The 21,520-nt window shown below is 42.4% G+C and carries 19 protein-coding genes and 5 tRNA genes; 18 read left to right on the top strand and 6 right to left on the bottom strand.

The window, feature by feature from the left end; genetic code table 11:
* The first annotated feature begins 2 nt into the window (after window positions 1-2).
* The 14 genes from MKX97_RS16230 (at window position 3) to MKX97_RS16165 (ending at window position 11,035) form a co-directional block, all read left to right on the top strand.
* A tRNA-Asn gene (locus MKX97_RS16230) sits at window positions 3-77 on the top strand.
* Window positions 78-84: 7 nt separating this feature from the next.
* Window positions 85-160, top strand: a tRNA-Thr gene (locus MKX97_RS16225).
* Between the two features lie 16 nt (window positions 161-176).
* Window positions 177-251, top strand: a tRNA-Glu gene (locus tag MKX97_RS16220).
* An 80-nt stretch (window positions 252-331) separates the two neighbouring features.
* Window positions 332-416 (top strand) — tRNA-Tyr (locus MKX97_RS16215).
* A gap of 46 nt (window positions 417-462) precedes the next feature.
* Window positions 463-537 (top strand) — tRNA-Gln (locus MKX97_RS16210).
* A 218-nt stretch (window positions 538-755) separates the two neighbouring features.
* Window positions 756-2,855 (top strand): EAL domain-containing protein, encoded by a 2,100-nt coding sequence (locus MKX97_RS16205; protein WP_342536491.1) that lies wholly within the window; start codon window positions 756-758, stop codon window positions 2,853-2,855.
* A 17-nt stretch (window positions 2,856-2,872) separates the two neighbouring features.
* Entirely contained in the window at window positions 2,873-3,778 is a 906-nt protein-coding gene (rocF, locus tag MKX97_RS16200; protein WP_009498956.1) for an arginase, read from the top strand.
* A gap of 181 nt (window positions 3,779-3,959) precedes the next feature.
* A complete protein-coding gene (gene sigW / locus MKX97_RS16195) occupies window positions 3,960-4,523 on the top strand; it encodes an RNA polymerase sigma factor SigW (RefSeq protein ID WP_009498954.1) in 564 nt (187 codons plus the stop codon).
* Window positions 4,524-4,535: 12 nt separating this feature from the next.
* Complete coding sequence (locus tag MKX97_RS16190; RefSeq protein WP_009498953.1) at window positions 4,536-5,171, top strand: anti-sigma factor; 636 nt, start codon at window positions 4,536-4,538, stop codon at window positions 5,169-5,171.
* 158 nt (window positions 5,172-5,329) lie between these two features.
* Complete coding sequence (cdaA, locus tag MKX97_RS16185) at window positions 5,330-6,166, top strand: diadenylate cyclase CdaA (RefSeq protein ID WP_009498952.1); 837 nt, start codon at window positions 5,330-5,332, stop codon at window positions 6,164-6,166.
* Window positions 6,159-7,502 carry a CdaR family protein gene (locus MKX97_RS16180; RefSeq protein WP_009498951.1) on the top strand — a complete coding sequence of 448 codons (1,344 nt, stop codon included), beginning with the start codon at window positions 6,159-6,161 and terminating at the stop codon, window positions 7,500-7,502. The genes cdaA and MKX97_RS16180 overlap by 8 nt, the downstream gene beginning before the upstream one ends.
* Window positions 7,503-7,555: 53 nt before the next feature.
* The gene (gene glmM, locus MKX97_RS16175; RefSeq protein WP_040759912.1) at window positions 7,556-8,905 is read left to right on the top strand and encodes a phosphoglucosamine mutase; all 1,350 of its coding nucleotides are present in this window, start codon (window positions 7,556-7,558) and stop codon (window positions 8,903-8,905) included.
* A gap of 129 nt (window positions 8,906-9,034) precedes the next feature.
* Window positions 9,035-10,654, top strand: a complete 1,620-nt coding sequence (locus MKX97_RS16170; RefSeq protein ID WP_040759911.1) for a diguanylate cyclase — start codon at window positions 9,035-9,037, stop codon at window positions 10,652-10,654.
* Between the two features lie 15 nt (window positions 10,655-10,669).
* Window positions 10,670-11,035 (top strand): response regulator, encoded by a 366-nt coding sequence (locus tag MKX97_RS16165; RefSeq protein ID WP_009498948.1) that lies wholly within the window; start codon window positions 10,670-10,672, stop codon window positions 11,033-11,035.
* Window positions 11,036-11,236: 201 nt separating this feature from the next.
* On the opposite strand, the gene MKX97_RS16160 is transcribed toward MKX97_RS16165, so the two are convergent.
* The 3 genes from MKX97_RS16160 to MKX97_RS16150 all read right to left on the bottom strand — a co-directional run bounded on the left by MKX97_RS16160 (window position 11,237) and on the right by MKX97_RS16150 (window position 15,577).
* The gene (locus MKX97_RS16160; RefSeq protein ID WP_342536490.1) at window positions 11,237-14,056 is read right to left on the bottom strand and encodes an ATP-binding protein; all 2,820 of its coding nucleotides are present in this window, start codon (window positions 14,054-14,056) and stop codon (window positions 11,237-11,239) included.
* A gap of 94 nt (window positions 14,057-14,150) precedes the next feature.
* The gene (gene pstB, locus MKX97_RS16155) at window positions 14,151-14,924 is read right to left on the bottom strand and encodes a phosphate ABC transporter ATP-binding protein PstB (RefSeq protein WP_246602653.1); all 774 of its coding nucleotides are present in this window, start codon (window positions 14,922-14,924) and stop codon (window positions 14,151-14,153) included.
* Window positions 14,925-15,136: 212 nt separating this feature from the next.
* On the bottom strand, window positions 15,137-15,577 hold the full coding sequence (locus tag MKX97_RS16150) for a YtoQ family protein (protein WP_078818297.1): 441 nt from the start codon (window positions 15,575-15,577) through the stop codon (window positions 15,137-15,139).
* A 191-nt stretch (window positions 15,578-15,768) separates the two neighbouring features.
* Here MKX97_RS16150 and MKX97_RS16145 point away from each other — a divergent pair, with 191 nt between their 5' ends.
* Together MKX97_RS16145 and MKX97_RS16140 are read left to right on the top strand one after the other, a co-directional pair.
* Window positions 15,769-15,963 (top strand): YwbE family protein, encoded by a 195-nt coding sequence (locus MKX97_RS16145; RefSeq protein ID WP_009498944.1) that lies wholly within the window; start codon window positions 15,769-15,771, stop codon window positions 15,961-15,963.
* A gap of 16 nt (window positions 15,964-15,979) precedes the next feature.
* Window positions 15,980-16,408, top strand: a complete 429-nt coding sequence (locus tag MKX97_RS16140; protein ID WP_342536489.1) for a DUF1801 domain-containing protein — start codon at window positions 15,980-15,982, stop codon at window positions 16,406-16,408.
* A gap of 38 nt (window positions 16,409-16,446) precedes the next feature.
* Here the strand turns inward: MKX97_RS16140 and MKX97_RS16135 are convergent, their stop codons facing one another.
* Both MKX97_RS16135 and MKX97_RS16130 read right to left on the bottom strand, forming a co-directional pair.
* The gene (locus MKX97_RS16135; RefSeq protein WP_342536488.1) at window positions 16,447-17,409 is read right to left on the bottom strand and encodes an alpha/beta hydrolase; all 963 of its coding nucleotides are present in this window, start codon (window positions 17,407-17,409) and stop codon (window positions 16,447-16,449) included.
* A gap of 46 nt (window positions 17,410-17,455) precedes the next feature.
* The gene (locus tag MKX97_RS16130; RefSeq protein ID WP_009498940.1) at window positions 17,456-17,779 is read right to left on the bottom strand and encodes a YbjQ family protein; all 324 of its coding nucleotides are present in this window, start codon (window positions 17,777-17,779) and stop codon (window positions 17,456-17,458) included.
* Between the two features lie 255 nt (window positions 17,780-18,034).
* Here MKX97_RS16130 and putP point away from each other — a divergent pair, with 255 nt between their 5' ends.
* The gene (gene putP / locus MKX97_RS16125) at window positions 18,035-19,516 is read left to right on the top strand and encodes a sodium/proline symporter PutP (RefSeq protein WP_009498939.1); all 1,482 of its coding nucleotides are present in this window, start codon (window positions 18,035-18,037) and stop codon (window positions 19,514-19,516) included.
* Between the two features lie 57 nt (window positions 19,517-19,573).
* Here putP and MKX97_RS16120 read toward each other — a convergent pair whose 3' ends face one another.
* The gene (locus MKX97_RS16120) at window positions 19,574-20,569 is read right to left on the bottom strand and encodes an acryloyl-CoA reductase (RefSeq protein WP_221836280.1); all 996 of its coding nucleotides are present in this window, start codon (window positions 20,567-20,569) and stop codon (window positions 19,574-19,576) included.
* A gap of 170 nt (window positions 20,570-20,739) precedes the next feature.
* Between MKX97_RS16120 and MKX97_RS16115 the strand changes: the two genes are divergently transcribed.
* Window positions 20,740-21,456 carry a MerR family transcriptional regulator gene (locus MKX97_RS16115; RefSeq protein WP_342536487.1) on the top strand — a complete coding sequence of 239 codons (717 nt, stop codon included), beginning with the start codon at window positions 20,740-20,742 and terminating at the stop codon, window positions 21,454-21,456.
* The last annotated feature ends 64 nt before the right edge of the window (window positions 21,457-21,520 follow it).

The following is a 21,520-nucleotide window of genomic DNA, read 5'->3' as shown; positions in this document are numbered from 1 at the left end:
TTTCCGCAGTAGCTCAGTGGTAGAGCAATCGGCTGTTAACCGATCGGTCGTAGGTTCGAATCCTACCTGCGGAGCCATTTCTATGCTTCCATAGCTCAGCAGGTAGAGTGCTTCCATGGTAAGGAAGAGGTCGCCGGTTCGAGCCCGGCTGGAAGCTCCATGAACGCTATTTTCATGGCCCCTTGGTCAAGCGGTTAAGACACCGCCCTTTCACGGCGGTAACACGGGTTCGAATCCCGTAGGGGTCACCATTATTTTTATAACAAGTTAAGTAATGCGCGTCATATCTCGTTGAAGAAGCGAGTTGAGCGAGAAATTGTAATTTTAACACGGTGGGGTAGCGAAGTGGCTAAACGCGGCGGACTGTAAATCCGCTCCCTCCGGGTTCGGCGGTTCGAATCCGTCCCCCACCACCATGTTTGTTTTATTTTACACTCAATAAGAACGTAACCAGCTTCACGTTGGGGTATAGCCAAGCGGTAAGGCAACGGACTTTGACTCCGTCATTCGTTGGTTCGAATCCAGCTACCCCAGCCATTTTACTTTTATTAAAGAATATAATGCATAATGAATCCTTATTATTATTAAAATAATGAAGGGTTTTTTTGTGTTTAAATTTAAGTGATAGGTATAGAAGAGAATGATTAATCGTGTATACTATTTAATAATACATATAGGCATTTTCTCTTGTAGAATAAATAAAAATATATAAACATAGGGATTGTGATATAGATATGCAAGAGTTTCTTAATGGTATGGAGAAATTCATCAAACCTAATAGTTCAAAAGGATTGCAAAAACTTCTTGGTGACATTGCCTACACTTTGGAACAGGCCGCCATTGTTTCCATTACCGATCCTCGGGGAACGATTCAATACGCCAATGAAAAATTTGAAAAACTCTCAAAGTATCCATTAAAAGAACTAATTGGAGCCAATCAACGGATTGTCAATTCTGATTACCATGATGCTTCCTTCTTCAAGGAAATGTGGGCGACAATCGGAAGTGGAAAGACGTGGAGAGGAGATATCCGAAACCAAGCCAAAGACGGGTCCTATTATTGGGTTGATACAACGATTGTCCCTTTTTTGAATGACAAAGGCAAACCCTATCAGTACGTATCCATCCGTTATGATATTACAGCTAGAAAGTTGATGGAGGAAGAGATACGAAAAAACGCAGAGCTCTATGAAATTATTACAACCAATGCTTCAGACTTCATTGCAATCATTGATCGCGATGGGAAGTTTCAATACTTGTCTCCTTCTTTCGAAAATTTGTTGGGCTACTCTTTGGATAGCTTGTATTCTGATACGTTATATTCCATTCTCTATAAAAAGGACCGTCAAAAAGTAGAAAGGAAGATTGCGCAATTCAAAGGGTTTCATCGGAAGGCTATCGGTTTAGAATATTCCATGCTGGATGTGAAGGGTGGCTTGCATGTCATGGAAGCCAAGTTAAATGAAGTGCGAGGCTCCATTGATTACGAAGACCAGCTATTGGTCGTCATGCATGACGTGACAGAGCGTGTGAAATCTGAAGAAAAGATCAAACATCTTGTCTATAATGATCAGCTAACTTCTTTGATGAACCGTAATTCATTCCGCGAGCAATTGGCTCTAGCTTTTGAAAGGGCAAAGACTAGGAAGCAAGTATTTGCGCTCGTACATATCAATATTGACCGTCTGCGTTACGCCAACGATCTTTTAGGTCATGAGGCGGGGGATTACTTGTTGTCGATGGTCGGTGAAAGATTAAAAAAGAAAACCGGTCCGGAAAGTTTGCTGGCACGGATTGCTGGAGACGAATTTGCTTTTATTGTAACGGGGTTGTCGGACGAGACAGAAATCTACAATTATGCTGAAGAAATACGGTTGTATTTGGAGCAACCTATTCAGGTGGGGCAACAAACGTATTCGTTATCTATTAGTTGTGGTATCTCAATGTATCCTGAACATGCCAATCAACCGTCTGAACTGGTGACGAAAGCGACATTGGCGCTTGGAAAAGTGAAGACGCGAGGTGGCAGTGACAGTGAGATGTATGAGCATGGTACCTCTAAAATGTCATTGGAAAGAATTTTATTGGAAAATGAAATGCGGAAAAGTATACAGCAACAGCATTTTTATTTGGAGTATCAGCCCAAAGTATTTTTAGGAACTGGTGAATTAACTGGCGTAGAAGTGCTTGTCCGATGGAACCATCCAGATTTAGGTGTGATTCCTCCAATGAAATTTATTCCCCTTGCGGAAGAAACGAAAATTATTGTATCCCTTGGTGAATGGATTTTACGAGAGGTTTGTAAGCAAGCAGCTGCAGAGATCGAAGCCGGTGCATTTTGTAAGTTCGCGGTCAATGTTTCGACTGTACAGATGAAAGAAGAAGGTTTTGCCGATTCGGTATTGAGTATTCTGGAGGAATTTCAAGTTCCCGCTAACATGTTGGAATTGGAGTTGACGGAAAGTTCGTTTATGGATACAGAAGGAATGAAAGAATCCATTCAAAAGCTTCGAAGTATCGGTATCACGGTGGCCATTGATGATTTCGGAACAGGATATAGTACATTTAGCTATATTAAAGAACTTCCTGCTGATACATTGAAAATTGATATGGCATTTGTGCGGGATATATTGGAAAATGAAAATAGTCAGGCGATTGTAAAAGCGATCGTGACACTGGCGGATACAGCAGGATTGAATGTGGTGGCTGAAGGTATTGAATTAAATGAACAAGCGAAGATGCTTTACAACTTAGGTTGTAGAGAAGGGCAGGGCTATTATTTTGGTCGTCCAACCACTTTATTGGAAGCAAAAAAAGCAAACTATAATTCTTCTGAAATTAACAAGAAAATGTAATATAAGGGGGAAGTGCTATGCGCAATCTGGATATTTCGATGATCGGTGTACCTATAGATCTTGGTCAGAGCAGACGTGGAGTGGATATGGGACCGAGTGCCATGCGGTACGCGGGAGCTGTGGAGCGGTTACGTGCATTAGGCCATCAGGTAATGGATCAAGGCAATATAGTAATATCAGCTGTACATGAAAAAACAAGTTCTGAAGCTGGGCTGAAAAACTTGGAAGAAGTGACGGCTGCAACTGTTAAGTTGGCTGAAGCGGTCTCGAATATCGTAGCGGATAATCATTTTCCTTTAGTACTTGGCGGGGATCACAGCATTGCGATTGGCACACTCGCAGGATTAGCGGATCACTACAAAAACCTTGGTGTCATTTGGTATGATGCACATGCAGATATGAATACACGTGAAACCTCGCCTTCAGGTAACATACACGGAATGCCGCTTGCGGTCAGCATGGGTCTTGGACATGAGCGCTTGGTTAATGTGCATCGGGATGGTGTGAAAATTGATCCGAGAAACGTTGTCATTATCGGTGCGCGTGCATTAGACCCGGGAGAACGGAAATTAATTAAAGAACAAGGCGTAAAAGTATTCACTATGCATGAAATTGATCGCTACGGCATGTCTGCCGTCATTCAGCAAACCCTTGAATACTTTTCAACCCGTCAAGTTGATGGTGTTCACTTATCTCTGGACTTGGATGGCTTAGATCCTCTTTATACGCCAGGCGTAGGGACGCCGGTCCCAGGAGGTATCACGTACCGTGAAAGCCACTTGGCGATGGAGTTACTTGAAGATGCAAAAGTCATCACTTCGGCAGAATTCGTTGAAGTCAATCCTGTGCTTGATGAATACAATAAGACTGCAGACGTCGCAGTCGCCCTGATGGGTTCGTTATTCGGTGAAAAATTATTGTAATCAGACGTGACGAAAGCCGATAAAGGCTTCCGTCACTTTTTTAGCTGTAAACTTTTTATCATTTTACGGTGTAAAAATGATAAAGTAGAAGAGGACACAAAAAAGTGGAGAAAAAATGAAACCAAATGAAGTTTCTAACGTATATAGAGGGACAGCCGCATGGAGCGGAGAGTGAAGCCTAATGGATGAATTGATTACAAAACGAGTTAAAGAAGTGTTGAATGGCAATCAAGATGCTTTTGAGGAAATTGTCATTCATTTTCAACATCGGTTGTATCAAGTATGCTACCGTATGCTGAATAACGCTGCAGAAGCAGAGGACATAGCGCAGGAAGCATTCGTACGTGCCTATGTCAATTTGGAGACGTTTGATCAAAAGCGGAAGTTTTCGACCTGGCTCTATCGCATTGCTACAAATTTATGCATTGACCGAATCCGTAAGAAAAAACCGGATTATTACTTGGATGCCCAGGTACCAGGAACAGAAGGCTTAGATATGTATTCGCAAATTGCTGCAGATCAGCGTTTACCAGAAGAAGAAGTGGAAAAGATGGAAATGAAAGACCGTATTCAGTATGAAGTAAGCAGGCTGCCCGATAAATACCGTACGATAATCATTTTACGATATATGGAAGACCTACAGTTGCAGGAAATCGCCGACATTTTGGAGATGCCTCTAGGCACAGTCAAGACGCGAGTACATCGCGGACGAGAAGCACTTCGGCAACAAATGGGGAGTATGTAGGAGGTTGGATTCATGGAAAAATGTCCTAAACATGTTGTCCATTATATGCATGCGTTTTTAGATGGAGAAATTAGCAGTGAAGAAGAAAAAATTTTAACAAAACACTTGGAGTCTTGTGAAGACTGCAAGGCGTTGATGGAAGAATTAGAGCAGACGGAGACGCTCTTTGAGAATGTAGCAACAGTACAGGCGCCGTCTGGATTTTCCAATAATGTTATGGCGAGATTACCGCAACCCAACAAACAAAAAGGACCTAAAAAGTGGTTGCGGCAGCATCCGATGATGGCAGCAGCAGCACTATTCCTTATTCTGATGAGTGCATCTTTTTTCTCAAGCTTTGAAAACGAACAGCAATTTTCATTTACAAAACAGCCTAATATCATAGTCGAAGGGGAAACAGTCATCGTACCCGCAGGCGAGGTTGTAAAGGGTGATTTAGTTGTGAAAAATGGTGATCTTCGAATTGAAGGCGAAGTGGATGGCGATGTTACAGTCATCCGCGGTTCGAAATACATGGCTTCAACGGCTGTCATTACAGGGTCGAGTGAAGAGATCGATGAAGTGTTTGATTGGCTTTGGTATAAAATAAAATCTGTCGCGAAAGAGGTTATTCCTTCTTCGAAAGATGACAAATCGAACAACGAATAGTTTTATTGATAGTTTTGATAAGTGATGTGAGCAGCAAAGCTCTTGCATCACTTTTTTGTCGTTTGTCGAATAGTAGGACACCCTTTAGATAGGCATGTTAGCTGGAAATTATGCTATACTAGATGAATAAGAACTTTTGTAAAAGGTAGGGGAAGCACATGCCGGTTTTGGAGCAGGTAACAACATTAGCACCAATGGAAATTCTGAAAAATATTGTGGATGTGCTTCTTGTTTGGTTTGTACTATATAAATTAATTACAATTATTAAAGGAACGAAAGCCGTCCAATTATTGAAGGGTATTTTCGTTATTTTGATCGGACGTTACCTCACCGAATGGCTGGGATTAAAGACACTTCAATGGATGATGGAAGAAGTTCTCCGCTGGGGTTTCTTAGCTGCAATTATTATATTCCAGCCAGAACTGCGCCGGGCATTGGAGCAATTAGGGAGAGGCCGACTGTTTGCACGCACTGCCATGCAGGAAGAAGAGGAACGCGACCGTTTAGTGAGTGCCTTCAGCAAATCAGTCAGTTATATGGCTAAACGCCGGATCGGTGCTTTAATTACAATTGAAAAAGAAACGGGTTTAAGCGAATATATTGAAACGGGTATCCCGATGAATTCGCATATTTCATCCGAATTGCTGATCAACATTTTCATTCCGAATACTCCGTTGCATGACGGTGCGGTTATCGTAACTAAAAATCGCATTGCCGCTGCAGCCTGTTACTTGCCGTTATCTGAAAGCCCGTTCATTTCGAAGGAACTTGGTACGCGACACCGTGCTGCGCTTGGCATCAGCGAAGTGACAGATGCCGTAACGATTATTGTGTCTGAGGAAACGGGTGCCGTCAGCTTAACGGTGGACGGGGATATCAACCGTCATTTAGACATGGATGAATTTGAAAAGTTATTAAGGATTTCATGGTTTGGAAGCGAAGTCGGTCAAGCGGATACTTCTCTATGGAAGTGGGGGAAGAGAAAAAATGGATAAATTCATGGACAGCCCCTGGTCTCTGCGTCTGATTGCTCTGTTTTTGGCTATTATGCTGTTTTTTACAGTAAAAGCCGAAGATCAAACGAGCCGCAATACAGCAAATGATGTTGTCGCTCTCATTCAAGATGTTCCGGTAGAGGTATATTATGATACAGAAAACCTAGTCGTGACAGGCGTTCCGGAAATGGTCAATTTAACAATTGAAGGGCCTGCCAATATTGTGCAGACAACAAAAGTGCTGAAAGATTTCACATTGAAGTTGGACTTGCAAAATTTGACGTTGGGAGAACATACTGTACGGATCCAAGCAGAGAACTTATCCGACAAGCTGGACGTTCGTTTGGATCCCGCAACCGTGCATGTCAATATTGAAGAGAAAGTGACACAATCATTCCGCGTAGATCCCGAAATGAATACAAGATTACTTGCGGAAGGTTATGAAGTGAAAAATATAGAAGTTCAACCGGCTACTATTAGCGTGACAGGTGCAAAGAGTATTGTGGAAGCCATCAGTTTTGTGAAAGTGTCGGTAACTGGCGACAACAATTTGAATAAGTCTTTTGAGCAAAAGGCACGGGTTCGTATTTTGGACCGAGACTTGAATAAAATGTCTGTTTTATTAGATCCAGAAGAAGTGACAGTCAAGGTGGATGTACAGGAATACAGTCGTGAGGTACCGGTAAAGTTAATTCGGAAGGGAAAAGCGGCAGATGAGCTGACAATTGAAAGCTTGACACCAGTAGATGAATTGGTTCGTGTATACGGTGCAAAAAGTGCAGTGGAGGCCATTAATGAAATACCAGTAGAGGTCGATCTTTCGAAAGTGAGTAAATCTGGTAAGTTCGAAGTGGATGTTAAAAAGCCAGAAGGCGTCAGTAAAGTGACACCGAATAAAATAAAAGTACAAGTTAAAGTATCTGGCGATTCAACAAAGTCTGATGAGAGCGAAGAATCGGTGGAGGAAGAAGTAACAATGGGGGATACGGAAGAACCTGAAGCCGAGACACCCCCGACCACCCCGACCACTGCGCAAGTAACACAGCAAATTACGGACATCCCAATATCAGTCAGAAATCTTGATCCCATTTATACTGCTTCTATTAAGCAACCGTCCAACGGCAATGTGTCGTTACAAGTAACAGGGGATAAAGCCGTTGTCGAACGATTGAAACAAACAGATATAGCGGTATATATTGATGCAGCCAATGTAAATGCGGAAGGTGAAGTCTCCGGGCCTTTACTTGTAGAGGCACCTAAAGAAATTTCATGGAAATTGGCAGTTCGAAGTGCCGTATTTGACGTACAACTTGTCGAAGCAAAAACGAAAGCTTGAGATTCGTAATACCAGTGATTCAATTAGGATATGATCGAAAGGAAGAATTTAAAATGACACAGTATTTTGGTACAGATGGAGTCCGAGGTATTGCAAATACCGAACTGACACCAGAACTTGCGTTTAAACTAGGTAGAATTGGCGGATATTTACTCACAAGAGATGTAGAAGGAAAGGCAGAAATTCTTGTGGGAAAAGACACTCGAATTTCTGGGGCTATGCTTGAAAATGCTTTGATCGCAGGATTATTGTCAGTAGGAGCGGAAGTCATGAGACTTGGCGTTATCAGTACACCTGGCGTCGCCTATCTGACAAGAGTGATGAATGCACAAGCCGGAGTTATGATATCGGCTTCTCATAATCCTGTAGAGGATAACGGCATCAAGTTTTTTGGCGAGGACGGTTTTAAATTGACCGACGCGCAAGAGGCAGAATTTGAAAAGCTGCTGAATGAAGAGGAAGACAAGTTACCGCGTCCAATTGGTGGACAGGTAGGAACGATAACAGAGTACTTTGAAGGCGGACAAAAATATATCCAGTATTTAAAACAAATTGTGGATGAAGATTTTGAAGGAATTCACGTTGCGTTGGATTGTGCACACGGAGCTACTTCCGTATTGGCGACACATGTATTTGCTGATCTCGATGCCGATTTGACAACAATGGGTGCTTCTCCGAACGGCTTAAATATTAATGACGGTGTTGGATCAACGCATCCCGAGACATTGGCAGGCTTGGTTATTGAAAAGAACGCAGATATCGGTTTGGCATTTGACGGAGATGGAGATCGTCTCATCGCAGTAGATGAAAAAGGAAATATTATAGATGGCGATCAAATCATGTTTATTGTAGGCCGATACTTACATAGCAAGGGTCGTTTGAAAGCGGACACGATCGTTTCTACTGTGATGAGTAATCTAGGGTTTTATAAAGCGTTGGAAGAGTGCGGAATGAAAAGTGTACAAACGGCTGTCGGTGATCGATATGTCGTGGAAGAAATGCGCAAAAATCATTATAATTTAGGCGGAGAACAATCGGGCCACATCATCTTCATGGATTATAATACGACAGGCGATGGTCTGCTCACGGCATTACAATTAGTTAATATCATGCAGCAAACAGGCAGAAAACTATCCGATTTGGCCAGTGAAATGAAAGTATATCCCCAAAAACTTGTAAATATCCGAGTGGTCGATAAACATGCGGTTATGGAGAACATCCGTATCGTCAGCGTCATCAATGAAGTCGAACGGGAAATGGCTGGGCAAGGACGTGTGCTTGTACGCCCATCAGGTACAGAGCCACTCGTACGAGTGATGGTAGAAGCGACGACGGAAGAACAATGCGCAGAATATGCGGAACGGATTTCATTCGTAGTGAAAGAGGAAATGGGTTTGGAATAAGTAACGTCAATGAAGCTGGAAACAGGCATATACGTGTTTCCAGCTTCATTTTCATATAGGGAAATAGATAAAAGGAACTTGATTATGAATCGATGGGGAAATGCTTCCGATGGACGAGGGGGGAAGGAAATGAACCAAAAAAAGTACCAGGATATGTTGGCGCAACGAACGGAGAACATCTTTAAGGATTGGGAAGCAAGAGGTAGCTTAACAGAGCGCGAATTGTATTACTTCCTCCATAAGCTTAAAGGAACGTCCGGAACGATTGAATTACAACAGTTGTCTCTTTTTTGTGCATCTCAGCTAGAAATCTTGTCTTCTTCCAATGATCAGAAGATTCCTGTGTCATCATTGGAAAACTTGAAAAATCGTATTCGTTCTCATTTTGATGGCTCTGAAGCTGTCAAAAAAGAAGAATTCCAATTACCGGACTGCTACATTAATCAATTAGATCAAGAAACATTTATTTTAATTATTGATGACGATTTAGAGTTTGTTTCTTACTTAAAGGAACTGCTTGAGAAAATGGGCGCCCAAGTAATTATTTCATTGAACGGCAAGCGGGGAATCGAGCAGTTTTATTCCATGCGGCCGAGTATAATACTTGTAGATACAAAATTACCGGATATGTCAGGTTTTGAAGTTCTTGATCAAATTGCAGATACGGCTAGACAGAAAAATACGATGGTAGCTCTCACTAGCGAGCAGGCTACTAAAGAAAACGAGATTGAGAGTTATCGAAGAGGGGCTATGGACTTTATTCCAAAGCCGTTTGATATGGACATTTTTTTCCCTTATTTGTTTAATCGGCAGCAACGACAACATGCAATTAGCAGCAGTATTATTACAGATAGTCTGACGGGTATTGGTAATCGTCGCTATTTCGATGAAGTCATTAATAACTTTGCGAAAAAAGCAGATCAGTCAGATACAACATTCTCTTTAGTGATGGTAGACTTAGATCATTTTAAACAAGTGAATGATTTATATGGGCATCCAGCAGGTGACGATGTATTACGGAAATTCGGTGAAATTCTCCATGATGAAAAACGCGAGGGTGACTATGTTTTCCGTTATGGCGGAGAGGAATTTGCCTTATTGTTCGTTAATCTCCAAGCAGATGAGGCGGTTCATGTAGTGGAGCGCATTCGCAATAAATTTAATCCACTCTCCTTCAATTCAGGCGACCAATCATTCAATGTGACATTTTCAGCTGGCAGTGCTGACTATCAGGGTGATACAGAAGAGCTAATTTCAGCCGCAGATCAAGCGTTATATGAAGCAAAGCGGACAGGCAGGAACCGAACCATCCTGTATGATCAGCGAAAGCGTATGGTCAAGCGGAAGTTGATGGTCATTATTGTAGACGATGACTCATTTATTCGGCAAATTCTTCAGCAAACTTTGCTGGAATTGCAATCACCTGATATTGAGTTTACTGTAAAGACCTATTCAGATGGTCCGGCTTTTCTCGAAGATGACTGGTATACGCCAGATGACTACTTTATAGTGTTGTTGGATGGTGTTATGCCGAAAATGGATGGGCTAGAAGTGTTGAGCCGTTTAAAAAGCGACCACGCCAAAACAAATGTGACGGTTTCAATGATGACAGCAAGAAAGAGTGCAAACGATATTAAAGCAGCGCTATGGTTAGGGGCGGACGACTATATTATCAAGCCGTTTCAGCCGGCAGACGTACTAGGTCGTATTGAAAAATTGGCCAATCGTTTGTTTGATAAGAGAGAATAGAAGGGAGACCGCGCCATGTCATATGCAGAGAAGAAAGTGTTGGTTGTAGATGATGAAGAAATTTTACGTATGCTGCTGACAGATACATTAGAATTCGCGGGATTTCAAGTCGACGAGGCAGAGGATGGGCTGGAAGGATTGCGGAAAATCCAAGAAAATCAGTATGATGCCGTTCTTCTGGATTATATGATGCCTCATATGACGGGTTTGGAAGTACTGGAGCGTATACAACCGCTCCAGCTCGACACTACTGTGATCATGCTGACAGCAAAAGCGCAGCGGGAAGATCAGGAGGCAGCCATAGAAAGAGGGGCTGCGTATTTTGTCCCCAAGCCTTTTAGTCCGAATGAGCTGGTTGAATTACTGAACTCGATTTTCTGAATCAATATCATAAAAAAGGCTGTCGCTGGAAGATATTTTGTCTTTGAAGTGACAGCCTTTTTTTGCACGGTTGGAAAAGGGAGCAGCAGACCACCTTACCCCTTCCGCAACAATGCGTATACTTAGAATAAATAAAAAGCTTTCGTATACAAAACAAAAGCCATCCGAAAAGTCAAAATGACTTCTCGAACAGCTCATTTTTTACTCGCTGTCAGGGTATAAAATCCTGCCGTCTGCACGCTGGACAGTTTCCATGAGTGTCGAAGATAGATCCTGAAGTGAGTATGGCTTTGTTAGATAATGTTCAATCTTAAATTCTTTCATCAGCTGTGGCTCTTTTTCCAAAGACGAAGAGATGATGACTGGGATAGAAGCAGTTTCCTTCTGTTCTTTCATCTTTCTAATCAACTCCCAGCCATTTTCATTGCCGCTTAATTTTAAATCAACTACGACAGCGGCTGGCTGCATTCTTTGCATGCAACTAAACGCTTGGTCCACTGTTGAATGATGGATCACTGAAAATCCGTTGTTTGCCAATTCCTCTCCCAATAACAATGCAATATTGACGTCGTCTTCTACTACATTCACAAGTGGCTTGTCTAAATTGACAGGCCCCGTTGGCAATTGCTGTTTTAGGGGAAGAGTAATAAATACCGTCGTACCTACGTTCTCTTCTGATTCTATCCAGATTCGCCCGTTGTGGTCTTTTATGATTTCTTGGCAAATGGACAGACCAAGACCTGTACCACCTATTTTCCTGCTGTAACTATTATCGAATCGATAAAATTTCTCGAAAAGATGACTGATGTCTTCTTTAGGGATTCCGATACCTTGGTCTGTAATCGACAGGATGATTGAATCCTGTTGATTCCACAATGTCACATTTACATCACCGCCGTTTGGAGAAAATTTAACGGCATTACTAAGTATATTCGTGAAAACCTGAATCATTCGATCTCGATCGGCAGCAACCATAGAGGCACAAGTAATATCTTGGATCTTGATGTTGTGCAATGAGGATTGGATCTCTAAATTATCCACTGTTTGCCGCATAAGATCGACTAAAGATATTTCTTCTACCGTGTAAGCCAGTCGGCCTGATTCCATGCGTTGAAGATCCAGAAAATCATTGATCAGTGCAGTCAAGCGTGTAGCCTCATTATAAATAGTTTCTAAATAACGTTTTTTTCGTTTTTCGTCCATTTCCTTATTCAGCAACAACTCGGAAAAACCGAGAATACTAGACAATGGGGTGCGTAGTTCGTGACTAACTGTAGAGACCAGTTCGGTCTTCATTTGGTCCACTTCATGCTCGTGTGTCATATCCCGATGCACGAAGATGGTACCGACTTTATCTCCTTGAATGACGATCGGTACACTGTAGACGTTCATGACGCGTGATTCTGCGGATGGCAGCGAAACAATATAGGAATAATTTCTGAATTCCTGATTTTCCGGATCAAGCGCTTCATTCAAAAACTTTTTGTATTGTTCGGGCTCACTGATTCGCTGTAAGAAATATTCTGTCCATTTGTCTCTGGGCCATTTCTTATGCTCCATGCCCAGCAGTTCGAATAGGGCGGCATTGTACTGATCGTCTTCATCAGTGCTGGAAACAAACTGAATTCCTTCATTAATATTGTCTAGGATGTTCTGATTAAGCTGACGTTCATGGCTGATCAATTCGTATTGTTCAATCCGATCCACTGAGATCGCGATTCTTCTAAGCAATCCATAAAGGTCTGTTTGATCGTCTTCAGTGAAGGGTTTACCAATACGAGAAAGTATGGAGATAACGTTTAATTCGTTTTCAGAATTGTAGATACCCGCCACGAAATCATAAACGAACGTCGTATTTCCTGCAACGCCTTTCTCATAATCCGCCTCCCGTTTGATCACGAAGTAAGGCTCTTTTTCAAGTCGAAGCTTTATGTATTCCATCCGCTCTTGTTTGACCTCTTCAAAGAATTTTTCAGACATGCCTTTCAGTGAAGAGACATTACTTTTTGGGAACCAAAGGAAGCTGAGATCCGATTGATAGATTGTGTCGAGATAATCCGATGTTTGATCACAGACTTCTTGTTTATCCAATGAAAGCGATAGTAAATGACTGAGACCGTTATATCGTTCCAAGCGAACACGCGAAAAGCGTGCTTCAGACAGGGCATATTCCATTTTTGTCTGTCGATTGAACAGCTCATCCTGCTGAGAGATCAATTCTTCATTCTGAGCAAGTAGTTCCTGTTCGTTCGTCTGGATGCGCTGCATCATCTTATGAATAGCTTGAGATAAAGCACCTATTTCATCTTCTCTAGTAATGGGTTGGAAAAGTATTTTGCCTTCGGTTTCATATTGATCCGCTGCGTAGGTGATTTTTTCTACTGGGCGTACTACCCGATTTATTACATTCCAAACCATGTAGATTGGAATAAGCAAAAAAGCGAAACTGAGTAAGGTGATAAGTAAAAAGAAAACATTGGTTTGTTTTTTCGTTTGAGCATAAGACTGGGAAAGTTCTTCTTGCGCATTTAGATTATACTCATTAGCATATTCGATGAAGCGATTTACGGATAAATTTGATCCGTTTTTTGCAAGTTCACGCAACCCCTCGTAGTCGTTATCTGCAACAAGTTGGATGGCTTTTGGAAACGTCCCATTTTCATATTCTGTTAGAAAGTTATCGATTTCTCCAATCATCTTTTGTTCTTCTGCATTAAGAGAAAGTGATTTGTATTGACGTGAATAGGTATGGATATCCTGAAATGCCTGAAATGCACCATTCAGTTCACCTTCTATTTGGAATGAATAATACCCGCGGATACGAAAAAATAAGTCCTGGATAGAATTCGAAATAAGCTCTACCAATTGAGCCTTTTCAAAGGATTCTTGACGTGCCTCTTCCAAATCTGTCCAAGAACTTTTGACGTATTTATACATACTGCCCATGCCGATCACTGCGATTAACAATGATACGAGAAATACATTAATATATTGCTGGCGAATCCCTCTTTTACGCGACATTCGGCTGCCCCTTCCTGACTGCTTCTATACATCTATTCTACCATCTGAAGTAGTTTAAGGGCAGTTGGAATTTGCAGAAGAAATACGCAATTAATCAACCGAAGCGACCGTTGATATAATCGTCCGTCAATGAATCGGTTGGACGCTCAAAAATAATTGGAGTGGAGTTCATTTCAATCATTTCTCCATTTAAGAAAAACGCAGTCTGGTCAGAAATACGGGAAGCTTGTTGCATATTATGCGTCACAATGACAATCGTTACTTCCTGTTTGAGTTGAGTGATGAGTTCCTCGACTTTATGAGTAGAGATCGGATCCAAGGCAGAAGTTGGTTCATCCATCAGCAACACCTCAGGGGAAACAGCTAACGCGCGGGCTATGCACAGACGTTGCTGCTGCCCACCCGATAGACTCATTGCAGGCTTTTGCAGTCGGTCTTTCACTTCATCCCATAATGCTGCTTTACGCAAGCTATCTTCTACAACATGTTCTATTACATCCTTTTGACGGATCCCTTGAATTTTCAGACCGAATGCAACGTTTTCGAAAATAGATTTAGGAAAAGGATTTGGCTTTTGGAAAATCATACCGACCTTCGTGCGCAATAGCTCAACGGGCAGTGCAGGAGAGAAAATGGTTTCCTCCATGAATGTCAATGTGCCGGAAATATGGACTTCTGCTTGCAGTTCCACCATCCGATTTAGCGTCTTGAGAAAAGAGGATTTACCGCATCCGGAAGGACCGATAATCGCCGTCACTTCTTTTTCATGAATCGTCATATCCAAATTTTTAAGTGCATGTGACGTTCCATACCAAAGATTTAATTTATCTGCTTGATACACCGGCTTATTCCAGTTTGCATTATTCATCACGCGAAGTTTCGGTTCTTCAATCCGCTCTTTTAGTACCATCTGTCGAAAACCTCCATTTGTTCGTTAACTTTACTGTACAGGAGATGTGTTGAGTGAGTGTGAAGGGTGTGTTAAGAGTTTGTAAAGATGCGATGAGTGAGGAGGTGCTTATAAAAACTTATTAAAAATAAATGAACAGGGAAGCAACCAGTCGTGGTTGCTTCCCTGTTTTATTCAAAAATATACTGCAAAGCGCGGACGGCTTGTTCGACAGATTCAACCGTTAGATGAGCTTTGCGTGATAGTTCTTTTAATGGGTGATGATGGTTTTTCTGACGAATTAAAATGAGTGGTTTGCCGTATGCAACGGCTGCACTCGCATCCATTGCGGTATTCCACTGCTTGTACTGCTCACCGAATAAAGCAATAACGATGTCTGATTTCTTCATTAAGATTTCGGTACGTAAGTTGTTGAAGCTTGAAGCAGCGGCATCTTTAAAAATTGGATCGGGCTGTTCCCCTAAAATTTCTTCCCCGACGTTATCCGAGCGGTCATGAACTTCCATCGGACCGACGAAATCGACCGGCAGCTGCAGTTTTTCTGCCTGCTGCTTGACCTCATCTCGCCATGACGTGTGAATCTCCCCAGCTAGGTATACTGTTAATCGCATACTTATCCCCTCCTAGTTTGATAGACTTTATTGTATCATGCATTTTACCTTCCTTCATTAGAAGTACTTGAAAGTGAGGCGTGTGAAGGTCCTTCATTACTGTTAAATTTTCTAGCTCATGTAAGAGACCAATACGAGTATAAGGGGAATTGGTTATGGTACACTGAATAAAAAGAGGAGCGGTTTAATTTATGAATGGACAAAATCGAGCGGACATCAAGCCAGGGCTGCAGGTAGCAGTCATCTTGAAAAAGGATCAGCGAAGCGGTGTGAAAACGGAGGGGGTCGTTAAGGATATATTGACTAATTCAAGCTTTCACCCGCATGGGATTAAAGTGCGGTTAGAGGATGGACAAGTCGGCCGAGTGGCAGAAATTTTGGGATGAACGGGGCTGAATTCTCATGTATGAGTTGAAGACGAAGGAAACGGACGATAGTGTAATTGAATTTATTGAGAGAGTGGAGAATCTGAAAAAGCGAGAGGATGCGTACCGCTTGCTTGATATATTTACTGAAACCACGGGTCATGAAGCGAAGATGTGGGGACCTAGCATTATCGGGTTCGGCTCCTATCATTATGTATATAAAACGGGCCATGAAGGGGAAGCACCACTCGTGGGGTTTTCTCCGCGTAAAGCCAAGATCAGCCTATACTTTGCAACAGGTGATCCTGAACGGGAACAGTTACTAGAGAGTTTCGGCAAGCATACGAGCGGCAAGGCCTGCGTCTATATTAATAAAGTGCTGGATATCGATGTGGAAGTGCTGAAAGATCTGATTCGGCAATCTGTTACGTTTTTACAGGAGCTTTGTCCGAAAGAACAGAGATGAGAAAAAGAGAGGCAATTGAACCTCTCTTTTTTATATTCCTACCGGTTGTTCATCATCTCGATAAAACGTGTGGAATCCTCAGCTATTTGTATAGATTCAATGTTATGAACGTAGTGAGAGCAGTTTAATTCTATCAATTTACTATTGCTTTGATCGGCAACAAAATCTTTTTGAAAACCGACCCAATTACTCTTATCCAAGCCAGTACCTTGCCCATTCGATACAAACAACAGCATCGGAATTTCAACAGGCAAACTTTCTTGTACACGCTTCGCATTGTCTTTAATTTCAATGACTTCATTGAGCATATTTTGAGTGGCGGTCCTTCGGTAGAAGGTCACCTCATATAGTTCTTTCTCATCTTCCGTCAATGTCCCGTACCTCATCGCGTCACTTTGAGATAATGCAGGAAACCATCTTGTTGCACCGATATCCGCAACCAGCTTACCTAATCGAACTAGGGGCATATTGATTTTCATCTGTTCGTACACGCCGGGGACGGCCATATCTAAACCAATGATGGCTTTTACTTCATCCGGATAGATCTGTGCCCAATGCAATGCTTCAATTCCTGACATAGAATGGGGCAATAAAATGAAAGGCCCCTCCGCTCCAGCCTGAAATAGAGCTTCTCTCGTCTCAGACAGAATCGTATCTATATCACGTTGCGAATCCGTTATTTCACTGAATCCATAACCGGCTCTTTCCACAACTGCAATTTGATGTGTATCGCTTAATAATGAATACAGTGACTTGAAATCCAACGTCGGCGAACTCGTACCGCTGCCCGATAAAAATACCAAGGTTTCTTTCCCGGTACCTTCCGTATACACATGTATTTTATGATCGTTCACTTCTATCAACACGCCAGTTGGAATAAATTTCTCGTTCTCTTTTTTGAGTTTTGCTTGGTGATTCACATGACTGATACCAATGAGTACTAAAAAACTAGCAATCAAAGTTAAAGCAGTGATCATCATAAATTTACCAACTTTCCTCAACGTGTCGCCTCCAATAAATTATCCAGAGCGGCAAACTATTTGATGGTTATTCCCCGTCGCGATACGTAACAGCAGTTCCGGTCGCAATACACATCATCATACCTTCACGCACCATTTCAAAATCTAAATCCACGCCAATCACTGCATTCGCTCCCATACGACGAGCCTTTTCAGACATCTCCTCAATAGCAGTTTCACGCGCTTCTGTCAGTTTGCCTTCGTAGGCAGAGCTGCGTCCGCCCACGATATCTGTGACAGATGCAAAAATATCACGTACAATATTCGCTCCCATAATCGTCTCTCCTGATACAATCCCATGATATGTTTGTATTGTTCTTCCTTGTAAAGTATTTGTTGTCGTGTGTAACATACAATCTCCTCCTTTTGTTTGTATTTATACGTTATGAAAGTGAAGAAGGTTTCAAAATAGTTTGAACGGAGAAGATTAACTGTGAAACTACAATTAACAAGATTGTATCGACAAAGAATTTGTCGTACGAAATCATTTCCCGGGGAATATTGTCGGGAATAATTGTTTCAATATACGCACATTGGAATTACGGTTCAAAGTATCTTGTGGATAAGGTAAAATAGGTTTGTTGGTTAGAAAAAGGAGGGAGATTGTATGACGGAACAAACGTATCAGCTTATTTCGATTATTTTGTACATGGCAGCGATGTTATTTATCGGTTGGTACGCGTTCAAACGGACATCCAATCTGACGGATTATATGCTAGGCGGACGTTCACTTGGTCCCGCAGTCACGGCGTTAAGTGCTGGTGCTTCCGATATGTCGGGGTGGCTGTTGATGGGTCTTCCGGGTGCGATTTACTTAAGCGGTCTTGGTGAGGCGTGGCTTGCCATTGGATTGACGATAGGAGCCTATTTAAACTGGCTTTTGGTGGCACCGCGTTTGCGTGTGTACACACAAGTTTCAAATAACTCAATTACGATTCCAAGTTTCTTGGAGAATCGATTGAAAGATACCTCTCGCTTGCTGCGCGTTGCTTCAGGTATTATCATTTTAGTATTTTTCACCTTCTATGTCTCTTCAGGAATGGTGGCAGGGGGAAAGTTCTTTCACAGTTCATTCGGTTTAGAGTATCATACAGGGTTGTTGATCGTATCCGCAGTTGTCATAGCCTATACGTTATTCGGCGGATTTTTGGCAGTAAGCTACACTGATTTCGTGCAAGGGCTGATTATGTTTTTAGCGCTTATCCTAGTGCCTTCAGTAGGAGTTTTCATCACAGGGGGCTTTACGGAAACAGTGGAAAGTATACGCCAAGTAGACCCGGCACTGTTTAGTTTAGTGTCCGGTGTAAGTGTATTGGGAGTTATATCCTCGCTCGCATGGGGGCTTGGTTATTTTGGTCAGCCGCATATTATTGTGCGTTTCATGGCGATAAAGTCAGTTAAAGAGACGAAAAGTGCTAGACGTATTGGAATTAGCTGGATGCTGTTGAGTTTGATTGGCGCCATCGCGACCGCGTTGGTAGGAGTAGCGTATTTTCAGCAAAATGATGCTGTGCTGGCGGATCGCGAAACGGTATTCATTGTCCTAGGTCAAATCTTTTTCCATCCTCTTATCGCAGGAATTATGCTGGCTGCGGTATTGGCCGCGGTCATGAGTACAATTTCATCCCAATTGATCGTTACATCTTCCGCGTTGGTAGAGGATTTGTACAAAGCAGTCTTCAAGTCGGATGCGTCAGATCGGCAGTATGTCTTTTTAGGGCGTGCAGCGGTTCTATTCGTTTCATTCGTCGCGTTAGTTCTTGCATGGCCAAATAAAGAGTCAGTTTTAAAACTAGTTTCGTTTGCTTGGGCAGGTTTCGGAGGGGCATTTGGACCGGTGATCCTCTTATCTCTTTATTGGAGAAAAATTACGGCTCAAGGTGCGTTGAGCGGTATGGTGACTGGAGCAATTACAGTCGGTGTGTGGGGCAGTTTTAAAGTCCTTTCTGATACACTTTATGAAATCGTTCCAGGATTTATCGTTTGTCTGATCGTGACGTATATCGTCAGTTTGGCAACATACCGAAAGAATGCTGACATTGAGCGTGAATACAATGAAACGATTTATTTATTGAAGAAAGAACGGTGACATACAAAACTGAGCCATCCGGTACACATTTAAGTGTGAGGATGGCTCTTTTTGAACTTACAACAATTTCACAATCATCCGACCTCGTGCTTCGCCTTGCAATAAAACCGGCAGTGCATCAGGCAACTCGTCCAATGAAATCTCCTTTTGCACAAGCTGTTCCAAGTCCGGCAGCTTCAAATCTGTTGCTAAACGGTCCCATACTTTTTTACGTGTATCCATTGGGCAATAGACAGAATCGATGCCGAGCAGATTGACCGCGCGTAAGATGAATGGGAACACGGCCGTTGGAACTTTCGTACCTGCTGTCAAACCGCTCACCGCTACTGATCCGCCATACTCAATTTGGCTCAATAATGAAGCTAGTGGCTCACCGCCGACCGGATCGACCGCTGCAGCCCATTTCTGTTTGCCGAGTGCACGAATTTTTCCGTCATAGACTTCTTCGCGCGAAACAATCGATTTAGCACCGATTGACTTTAAGTACGCATGCTCTTCTTGTTTGCCGGTGCTTGCTTCCACGTCATAGCCAAGCTTTGATAAAAATGAAATTGCAAAGCTGCCGACTCCGCCAGTCGCCCCTGTAACCAGAACTTTTCCTTTATCAGACGATACATGATTTTCTTCGAGACGCTGAACAGACAAGGCCGCCGTAAAGCCTGCTGTCCCGATAATCATTGCTTCTTTTAATGAAAGTCCTTCTGGAAGTGGAACGACCCAATCCGCTTGGACTCTCGCATATTCGCTGTACCCTCCGAATTGCGACACACCGATTTCGTAACTCGTTGCAATGACTTCATCGCCCTCTTTGAATCGTTCATCCGTTGAAGACACTACAACCCCTGCTAAATCAATACCAGGCACCATCGGATAGTTTTGCACGATGTTTCCGTTAGGTATTGAAGCGAGGCTGTCTTTATAATTGATGCCCGAGTAATGGACGCGAATCAGCACGTCACCTTCAGGCAGATCGTCCAATGAAAGTTGTTGGACCTGTACTGAAAATTGTCCTTCCTGCTTGTCTACTACAAGTGCGTTAAATGATTGGGACATGAAATTTCTCCTTCCACTATGTAAAGTCATCTCTCTAGCATTATACTAACTTACTTATCTGAATCATTCAAAGTGGAAGACTTATTCACTACATATTATAGTTTTAAATAACTGGTTGACTCTCACGTTACGTTAGGATTTATAGTAGGAATAGAAAGGAGGCGGAACAGATGAAAGTGAAGGAAGTAGCTGAACTGACAGGTGTCAGCATCCGGACACTGCATCATTACGATGATATTGGATTGCTCAGACCTGATCACGTAACGGAAGCAGGATATCGTTTGTATTCTAATGAAAATCTAGCCGATTTGCAGCAAATTCTGTTCTTTCGTGAACTAGGATTTTCATTGAAGCGAATTAAAGAGTTACTGTTAAGCCCAGAATTTGAACGTGTGGCGGCGTTGGAATTGCAGCGTGATATGTTGCTCGATAAAAAGTCGCAACTAGAGATCATGCTAGCTACGATCGATCGAACGATTCAATCAGAGAGAGGGGAAACTAAAATGACGAATGAAGAGAAGTTTAAGGGGTTTGATTTCCGTACGAACCCATATGAAGAGGAAGCGAAGGCGAGATGGGGAGAGAAGGCGGTAGGTCAGACAAAGCATAACTTTAATGAAGAAATGCAGGAAAAGATGAATCGAATATATTTCAAACTTGCCGAACTGCGCCACTTGGAGCCAGGTTCTAATGAAGCACAAGAAGCCATTGAGAAATGGTTTATGTTATTAAACCAGATGGGCAGTTATTCATTGGCTGCTTTTAAAGGACTGGGGGAAATGTACGTGGCGGATGAACGTTTCACACAAAACATCGATCAGTTTGGCGAAGGGCTCGCGGTGTTCATGCGAGATGCGATGAGTATATATTCGGATCGGAAGGTATAAAACATGAAATAAGTGACGAAGACCAAATGGTTTTCGTCACTTATTGATTATCTTCTTTGATTTG

The sequence above is a fragment of the Sporosarcina sp. FSL K6-3508 genome (assembly GCF_038615825.1).
In the GTDB taxonomy this organism is placed as follows: Bacteria; Bacillota; Bacilli; order Bacillales_A; family Planococcaceae; genus Sporosarcina; species Sporosarcina newyorkensis.
Note: the sequence above shows the minus strand (reverse complement) of the source record. Positions and strands in the feature narration are given on the sequence as shown.

What these genes read in the sequence shown, in the direction of transcription:
- MKX97_RS16205 (WP_342536491.1), top strand. Translation starts at nt 756, where the DNA reads ATGGAGAAATTCATCAAACCTAATAGTTCAAAAGGATTGCAAAAACTT.
- rocF (WP_009498956.1), top strand. Translation starts at nt 2,873, where the DNA reads ATGCGCAATCTGGATATTTCGATGATCGGTGTACCTATAGATCTTGGT.
- sigW (WP_009498954.1), top strand. Translation starts at nt 3,960, where the DNA reads ATGGATGAATTGATTACAAAACGAGTTAAAGAAGTGTTGAATGGCAAT.
- MKX97_RS16190 (WP_009498953.1), top strand. Translation starts at nt 4,536, where the DNA reads ATGGAAAAATGTCCTAAACATGTTGTCCATTATATGCATGCGTTTTTA.
- cdaA (WP_009498952.1), top strand. Translation starts at nt 5,330, where the DNA reads ATGCCGGTTTTGGAGCAGGTAACAACATTAGCACCAATGGAAATTCTG.
- MKX97_RS16180 (WP_009498951.1), top strand. Translation starts at nt 6,159, where the DNA reads ATGGATAAATTCATGGACAGCCCCTGGTCTCTGCGTCTGATTGCTCTG.
- glmM (WP_040759912.1), top strand. Translation starts at nt 7,556, where the DNA reads ATGACACAGTATTTTGGTACAGATGGAGTCCGAGGTATTGCAAATACC.
- MKX97_RS16170 (WP_040759911.1), top strand. Translation starts at nt 9,035, where the DNA reads ATGAACCAAAAAAAGTACCAGGATATGTTGGCGCAACGAACGGAGAAC.
- MKX97_RS16165 (WP_009498948.1), top strand. Translation starts at nt 10,670, where the DNA reads ATGTCATATGCAGAGAAGAAAGTGTTGGTTGTAGATGATGAAGAAATT.
- MKX97_RS16160 (WP_342536490.1), bottom strand. Translation starts at nt 14,056, where the DNA reads ATGTCGCGTAAAAGAGGGATTCGCCAGCAATATATTAATGTATTTCTC.
- pstB (WP_246602653.1), bottom strand. Translation starts at nt 14,924, where the DNA reads ATGAATAATGCAAACTGGAATAAGCCGGTGTATCAAGCAGATAAATTA.
- MKX97_RS16150 (WP_078818297.1), bottom strand. Translation starts at nt 15,577, where the DNA reads ATGCGATTAACAGTATACCTAGCTGGGGAGATTCACACGTCATGGCGA.
- MKX97_RS16145 (WP_009498944.1), top strand. Translation starts at nt 15,769, where the DNA reads ATGAATGGACAAAATCGAGCGGACATCAAGCCAGGGCTGCAGGTAGCA.
- MKX97_RS16140 (WP_342536489.1), top strand. Translation starts at nt 15,980, where the DNA reads ATGTATGAGTTGAAGACGAAGGAAACGGACGATAGTGTAATTGAATTT.
- MKX97_RS16130 (WP_009498940.1), bottom strand. Translation starts at nt 17,779, where the DNA reads ATGTTACACACGACAACAAATACTTTACAAGGAAGAACAATACAAACA.
- putP (WP_009498939.1), top strand. Translation starts at nt 18,035, where the DNA reads ATGACGGAACAAACGTATCAGCTTATTTCGATTATTTTGTACATGGCA.
- MKX97_RS16120 (WP_221836280.1), bottom strand. Translation starts at nt 20,569, where the DNA reads ATGTCCCAATCATTTAACGCACTTGTAGTAGACAAGCAGGAAGGACAA.
- MKX97_RS16115 (WP_342536487.1), top strand. Translation starts at nt 20,740, where the DNA reads ATGAAAGTGAAGGAAGTAGCTGAACTGACAGGTGTCAGCATCCGGACA.